Source organism: Flammeovirga sp. EKP202, assembly GCF_014534745.1.
Classification (GTDB): Bacteria; Bacteroidota; Bacteroidia; order Cytophagales; family Flammeovirgaceae; genus Flammeovirga.
In genome coordinates this window covers 22,546-29,193 of the sequence record NZ_JACVVP010000077.1, presented here as the reverse complement: position 1 = coordinate 29,193, position 6,648 = coordinate 22,546, and the positions used below count along the sequence as shown (strand labels likewise).

The 6,648-nt window shown below is 34.5% G+C and carries 8 protein-coding genes; 3 read left to right on the top strand and 5 right to left on the bottom strand.

Annotation, left to right across the window (positions count from 1 at the left end):
* The 4 genes from IC221_RS27440 to IC221_RS27425 form a co-directional block, all read right to left on the bottom strand.
* On the bottom strand, window positions 1-179 hold a 179-nt coding region (locus tag IC221_RS27440; RefSeq protein ID WP_188172007.1), incomplete at its 3' end, for a PD-(D/E)XK nuclease family transposase.
* Window positions 180-659: 480 nt separating this feature from the next.
* A complete protein-coding gene (locus tag IC221_RS27435) occupies window positions 660-935 on the bottom strand; it encodes a hypothetical protein (RefSeq protein WP_188172006.1) in 276 nt (91 codons plus the stop codon).
* A 41-nt stretch (window positions 936-976) separates the two neighbouring features.
* Entirely contained in the window at window positions 977-1,198 is a 222-nt protein-coding gene (locus tag IC221_RS27430) for a hypothetical protein (protein WP_188172005.1), read from the bottom strand.
* An 89-nt stretch (window positions 1,199-1,287) separates the two neighbouring features.
* Window positions 1,288-1,755 carry an RHS repeat domain-containing protein gene (locus tag IC221_RS27425; RefSeq protein ID WP_188172004.1) on the bottom strand — a complete coding sequence of 156 codons (468 nt, stop codon included), beginning with the start codon at window positions 1,753-1,755 and terminating at the stop codon, window positions 1,288-1,290.
* Window positions 1,756-2,191: 436 nt separating this feature from the next.
* Between IC221_RS27425 and IC221_RS27420 the strand changes: the two genes are divergently transcribed.
* From IC221_RS27420 to IC221_RS29680, 3 genes are read left to right on the top strand one after another with little or no spacing between them, the layout of a single operon-like run.
* A complete protein-coding gene (locus IC221_RS27420; RefSeq protein ID WP_188172003.1) occupies window positions 2,192-3,145 on the top strand; it encodes a DtxR family transcriptional regulator in 954 nt (317 codons plus the stop codon).
* A complete protein-coding gene (locus IC221_RS29685; protein WP_223241516.1) occupies window positions 3,135-3,908 on the top strand; it encodes a FeoB small GTPase domain-containing protein in 774 nt (257 codons plus the stop codon). Before IC221_RS27420 ends, IC221_RS29685 begins: the two co-directional genes overlap by 11 nt.
* A gap of 7 nt (window positions 3,909-3,915) precedes the next feature.
* A complete protein-coding gene (locus tag IC221_RS29680) occupies window positions 3,916-5,337 on the top strand; it encodes a nucleoside recognition domain-containing protein (RefSeq protein WP_223241515.1) in 1,422 nt (473 codons plus the stop codon).
* Window positions 5,338-5,607: 270 nt separating this feature from the next.
* On the opposite strand, the gene floA is transcribed toward IC221_RS29680, so the two are convergent.
* Entirely contained in the window at window positions 5,608-6,621 is a 1,014-nt protein-coding gene (gene floA / locus IC221_RS27410) for a flotillin-like protein FloA (RefSeq protein WP_188172002.1), read from the bottom strand.
* Window positions 6,622-6,648: the final 27 nt, after the last annotated feature.

Genomic DNA, 6,648 nt, shown 5'->3' with positions numbered 1-6,648 from the left:
CGGTCGGTGTCATTTTTGGGTAAATGTTCCGTCGATTTATACGTCAAATCATAGATCTGATCTTCGGCAGGTAATACCGAATTCAAGAAATCAATAAGAATATCGTTATTCGCCTCTTCTCCAAATATTTTCTTAAATCCGAAATTCGTAAAGGGATTGATATAACGTGAAGTGCACATAACTGATGTTCGTTTATGGCGTAAATATACGATATATAAGGTCAATTTTTGATGTGAGAGTTTCAAAAATTGACCTTATCAACTATTCTTCTTTTGGGTTTGAAGTTATAAGTTCGGAAACTTATTCAATAGCCAAGTTCTAAGTGACGCTAACGCTTAACACTCGGAACAGCTGGGGGTACTTAAAACAGAATAGGAAATGCAATTTTTATTAACTTCAGTGTTGAATAACTTAATATGATAATTATGGTAAAAGTAATAAACCAATATTTTAATAAGAATTTACTATACCTATAAATACATGACACTAAAACTAATAGACTACAAAGTGGGATTAAAAAAGTAGTCTTAATAACAAATATCAGTGGCTTCTGTTCTCCTCCTGAGGTAGTAAAACCTAAATAAAATGTTATAAAAATTAAAATAATACTTGTACCAATAAAAGAAATTATTGTTAGAACAAATGGATTTTTATTCATGTTATTGTCTTATAATTTCCCCATTAACTATTTTATAAGAACCAACTGGCAGTTTAGATATTTTATCAAAGAAATCAGATATTGAATGTCCTTTTTTCTCATCTGGATCATCTTCCACATAATATGCACCCTGAATTGGTTTATAAGAGCTATTGAGATGTTCATTTGAAGCAACTCCATCAAATTGATTTGAGAAGTGATATAATGGTACTCCAATTACGGCCTTTTGTTCTGCTAGCTGAAATGGAGCAAAATCAGCTTCAAACTCAAAGATCAACCCAGTAATATTATTCGCTTTTGCATAATCTAATATTGCCTTTATATACCCTTTTGCAAAAGCCCCCCCATACTATGTGTTATAACTTTAATGGTTTCAATAATATTTCCATTAATATCTGAGATACTTGCTATTATCTGAGCTGCATCTAATTTACCTTGGTTATAGCCATTATTTATTCTTAAACCAGCATTAACTTCTCCACCATAACCACCACTTGAACCATCTCGATATATAGCATTATTATCCCTCAAATGACTCATTATTTCATCATTAAAATTACGCTTTTCAAACTCCCAATACGAAGATGTACCCCTCCAATTATTAGTATACTTTTGTAAGAATCTTCTTCCTACTTTTTTTCAAGGCTTGCCTTTTTATACCCTTTTGCTCCATCTCCTATATGATTACCATTTATGAATATTACTAACCTACCATCGGGATCAATTGCATTTAATAGTGTATTTAAAGCATAATTATATGTTGAATTGTTGTAATATAATTCTGACAACGGATCCACCACAAACCATCTCCCCAAACTAGCATCATAGTGCCTAGCACCATAATCATAAAAACCAATCTCCTCCTGTTTCTCTTTCCCATTGTATTGAAACTTATGATCCGGTGTACCTTCCTTCTCAATACCCGCCATATTCATACCAAACGGATAGTAGTGGTTTTCTTGGATGATGTAGTCATCAAAAGTGATGGTGATATCATCAAAGTAAACAGGAAGCGTTGGTGAAACATTGAAAAGGGCTACTGTAATGCTTGCTGTATTTTCAGGTGCTATAAAAGTAACATTCAATTTCTTTGACATTGTCACTTTCATCCAAAAAAGAAACTACCTTTAATCATAATTTCCCTCTATTAATAAATTCTCATTTACTTCTGTGATGTTATCCGCTTTTATATAATCTACACTTTCTTCCACGGTATCATCTAAACAAAATATAGCTTTTCTTTGTCTACCAAATAATAGTACCAACCTGGATACCCTAGATCAAATAGAACCTTTGACTGGAGAATTCTAAACAAGTTTTCAGAAAACATGGTTAATTGTAAGTACTATCATAATATAAAATAATACAATCTATAAGCAGATACTTTCAAACATTGAAATTTATATTTTTATGAATAAAAAGTGAATATTTTTAGACAAGCCTAAAAATAAAGTTATATTTACATCAAGAAGTTGAAACTTGACATTCGAGTCTTCAACTGAATAACATAAAATCAAAAGGTTTAAGGTTGCGATGGGTATAAAGAATTGGTTGAACACACTCCTACTTAAAAGAGTGGACCAAAGCATAATAGAAGAAGATGTTTTGAAATACTTGTATAAAAACGAGGAAAAAAATAAAACCTCTAACTTCCAAAGCATTAATAATGAGCTTGTATTTTCTGAAGAACAAATTGACAAGAGTATTCAGCAATTAATTAAAAATCAATCTATTGTCAATTCAAATCAATCACTTTTATTAGAAGAGAAAGGAAGAACTGCTGCCATCAAACTGATACGTAGACATAGGATTTATGAAAAATATCTCTCTGAAAAGACGGGTTTTTCAAAAAGTTCATGGCACCATAAAGCAGAGGAAATGGAACATGCACTCACCGATGAAGAAGTGAACTTAATGTCTAAGGAATTAGGAAATCCTCAATTTGACCCACATGGCGACCCAATTCCAACAAAAGACGGTCAACTACCTAAATTAAAAGGAATTAGCTTATCAAAAATAGAACATAATTGTACTGTAAAAGTTTTACATATAGAGGATGAACCCAAAAGAGTTTATAAATCTATCATCAAGCAAGGACTACATATTGGTTCCATCATGACCATCAATTTTACATCTTCTGTCTACGCTACTGAAGGGCATGCATTGAATTTCAATAAAAAAGACCTTGAAAACATTACAGTACAAGTGCTGAAAGAAGAAGAAGAAATACCAAAAGGAATTGTAAGACTATCTCTCCTCAAAAAAGGAGAAAAAGCAGTCATTACTGGTCTTTCTTCTGAATGTAGAGGTATCAACAGAAGGAGATTATTAGACCTTGGGTTTGTAAAAGGCTCAAAGATCAGTATCAATATGGTAAGTCCTCTGTCAGATCCTACAGCTTATTTAATTAGAGAAACTCTAATTGCACTTCGAAAAGAACAAACAGACATGATATTAATTAAAAAAATTAATAACGATGCAGAATAATACACCAAGCGCCTGCGACTCATGTGCTCATAATCCTAACACGAGTTTAAAACGTTTGGGAGTTGAGGTTGAAAATACAGATTATGTAATCGCACTCGCAGGAAATCCCAATACAGGGAAAAGTACTGTTTTTAATAGTCTAACAGGTTTAAAACAACACACAGGCAACTGGCCAGGGAAAACGGTAGGAAGAGCTGAGGGCGGTTTTATGTTCAATGACAACAGTTATAAGATCATTGACCTTCCTGGTACCTATTCCTTGATGTCTACTTCCGAAGATGAAGAAATTGCAAGAAATTTCATTCTCTTTGGTAAGCCGGATGTTACCATCATTGTAGTAGATGCTGGGCGTCTAGAAAGAAACCTGAACCTTGTATTACAAATCTTAGAGATTACTGACAAGGCGGTACTCTGTCTTAATTTAATTGATGAGGCAAAGCGTCATAATATTTCAGTAGACGAACGTACGCTATCGAAAGACTTGGGTATACCTGTAGTGGCTACCTCTGCTATTCGAAATGTAGGAATTCAAGAGTTACTAAAAACAGTGGACGATGTGGCGAAAGGGAAAATCAAATGTACGCCCCACAGAATAAAGAATGTCCCTAAAGAGATAGACAAAAAAGTATCAAAAATTCAAGCTTCAATTGAAAGTCTTTATCCGGGATTACCGAATGCAAGATGGATTGCATTTCGTCTTCTAGACGGTGATGAAGATATTATAAAAGCGATTGAAGAAGGGGAATTTATAAACGACAAATAAAGCAACGATGGATAAGGATAGTGCCATTAAATCACTTTTAGAAGAGGCTGCTGAAACAAGATGGGAAATTGGGCAAGAGTTTCATGATAAGCTTTCTGAAAGTATCTATCAAAATGCAGCACATATTGCTGATAGAACTGTTATTAAAGAAGGGCAGAAAGAGAATTTCAATATAGATAGAACCATAGACAGTATTGTGACAAGTCCTATTTGGGGCTTTCCTATTATGTTTTGTGTTTTGGCAGTAGTACTATGGCTTACAATTATTGGGTCTAACTACCCCTCTCAATTTTTAGCTTTTTTACTACTCGATAATGCTTATGAATGGTTAAGAGCATTTGCTATTGACCTTGGTACCCCTTGGTGGTTAAGCGGTTTTCTAATTGATGGCGTTTTTCTTTCATTAGCGTGGGTGATTTCAGTAATGCTCCCTCCTATGGCAATCTTCTTTCCTCTTTTTACAATTCTAGAGGATTTGGGGTATTTGCCTCGTATAGCATTTAATTTAGATGCACTCTTCAGAAAGTCAGGAGCACACGGTAAACAAGCTTTGACCATGAGTATGGGTTTTGGTTGTAATGCAGCAGGTGTAATTGCCACAAGGATCATTGACAGTCCAAGAGAAAGATTAATTGCGATTATCACCAACAACTTCTCCCTTTGTAATGGGCGTTGGCCTACACAAATACTTTTAGGTACCATCTTTATTGGACAAATGGTTCCTGATTCGTATCAGAGTTTAGTGTCTACTGCCAGTGTTATTGGAGTGGCACTACTTGGAATTGGACTTACATTTGCTTCTTCATGGGCACTATCTAAAACATTTTTAAAAGGTGAGGTTTCTTCATTTACTTTGGAATTACCACCTTACAGAAAACCAAGAATTCTACAAACCATCTACACTTCATTAATCGACAGAACATTAATTGTTCTTTGGAGGGCATGTGTATTTGCAGCTCCTGCAGGTGCGGTAATTTGGTTAGTATGTAATATCACAATCGGTGACACTTCTATTGCCAATCACCTTATTTATCTGATGGATAATTTTGGGTTATTGATAGGTTTAAATGGAGTTATTCTTTTGGCTTATGTCTTAGCCATTCCAGCCAATGAAATTGTAATCCCAACTATTTTAATGCTGACAGTGATGACCGCCCCAATTACAGGATATGGTTCTGGGGATGGAGTAATGTTTGAATTAGATTCACTGGGCAACACACACGAAGTATTAGTAGCCGGAGGATGGACACTTCTTACTGCCATCAATGTGATGCTCTTCTCTCTTATTCATAATCCTTGTAGCACCACTATTTATACTATTTACAAAGAAACCAACAGTGTTCGATGGACTACTCTAGCTTCTATCGGCCCGGTGATCTTAGGGTTTATAGTGTGTTTTGTTGTTGCTCAGATTTATTATATGTTATAACTGAAAACTTAATTATATATCATTGAAAGTCCAAAGCTTCTGTTTTGGGCTTTTTTTTTATTTAGTCAAATTGAGATTAATGGAATGTAGTCATTTGTAGATTTTAGAAATCAGGAGATGTCTGATGATCTGTAGGAAACGAAGAGTGTACTCACAAAAAATAAATTAGAATTAACTATGATTTATTTTTGACTTAGTACTTATCACAAAAAAAGGATACAAAACCAATTTAATGTCTTGTATCCCTTTTGATCAAAATGAATCTAAAGATTAATCTTCATCCTCTTCTTCATCCTCTGATCTTCTATCTTGAGCTTGATCATCTTTACTTGCTTCAGCAATAGAATCTCTCATCGTAGTATCAGCTTGAAGGTTCTTCAACTTGTAATAATCCATAATTCCAAGATTACCACTTCTGAATGCCTCAGCAATTGCTAATGGTACCTCTGCTTCTGCTTCAATTACTTTTGCTCTAGATTGTTGCGTCTTTGCTTTCATTTCTTGCTCTACAGCAACGGCCATTGCTCTTCTTTCCTCTGCTTTTGCTTCAGCCACCTTTAAGTCGGCATCCGCTTGATCGATTTGAAGTTTTGCACCAATGTTGTCTCCAACATCAACGTCAGCAATATCAATCGATAAGATTTCGAAGGCTGTCCCTGAATCCAAACCTTTTTCTAATACTAATCTTGAAATTTTATCTGGATTTTCTAATACCTCTTTATGAGATAATGACGAACCAATTGATGTTACGATACCTTCTCCTACTCTGGCTAAGATCGTTTCCTCACCTGCACCACCAACTAACTGAGCAATATTAGCTCTCACTGTAACTCTTGCTTTTGCGACCAATTGTATACCATCTTGAGCTACAGCAGACACGTTAGGCGTATTGATAACTTGAGGGTTTACTGAAATTTGAACCGCTTCAAATACATCTCTACCTGCTAAATCAACAGCAGCAGCTTGTTTGAATGATAATGGAATGTTGGCTTTGTCTGCAGAAATTAATGCTTTGATTACAGAAGGTACATGCCCACCTGCTAGATAATGTGTTTCTAAATCCGAAGTATTTAAATCTAAACCAGCTTTAGTTGCAGTAATTAATGAGTTGACAATAACTTTTGGTGGCACTTTTCTAATTCTCATCGTGACTAAACTTATTAAGCTTATTCTAACATTTGAGAATATGGCTGTAATCCAAAGGTTTACAGGTACAAAATACATTAAAGTAAAGAAACCTGCTATCCCTAAAACCAATAATCCTGCGATAATAGTTAAGTTCATTAATTATTTAATGTTTATATAAATGAA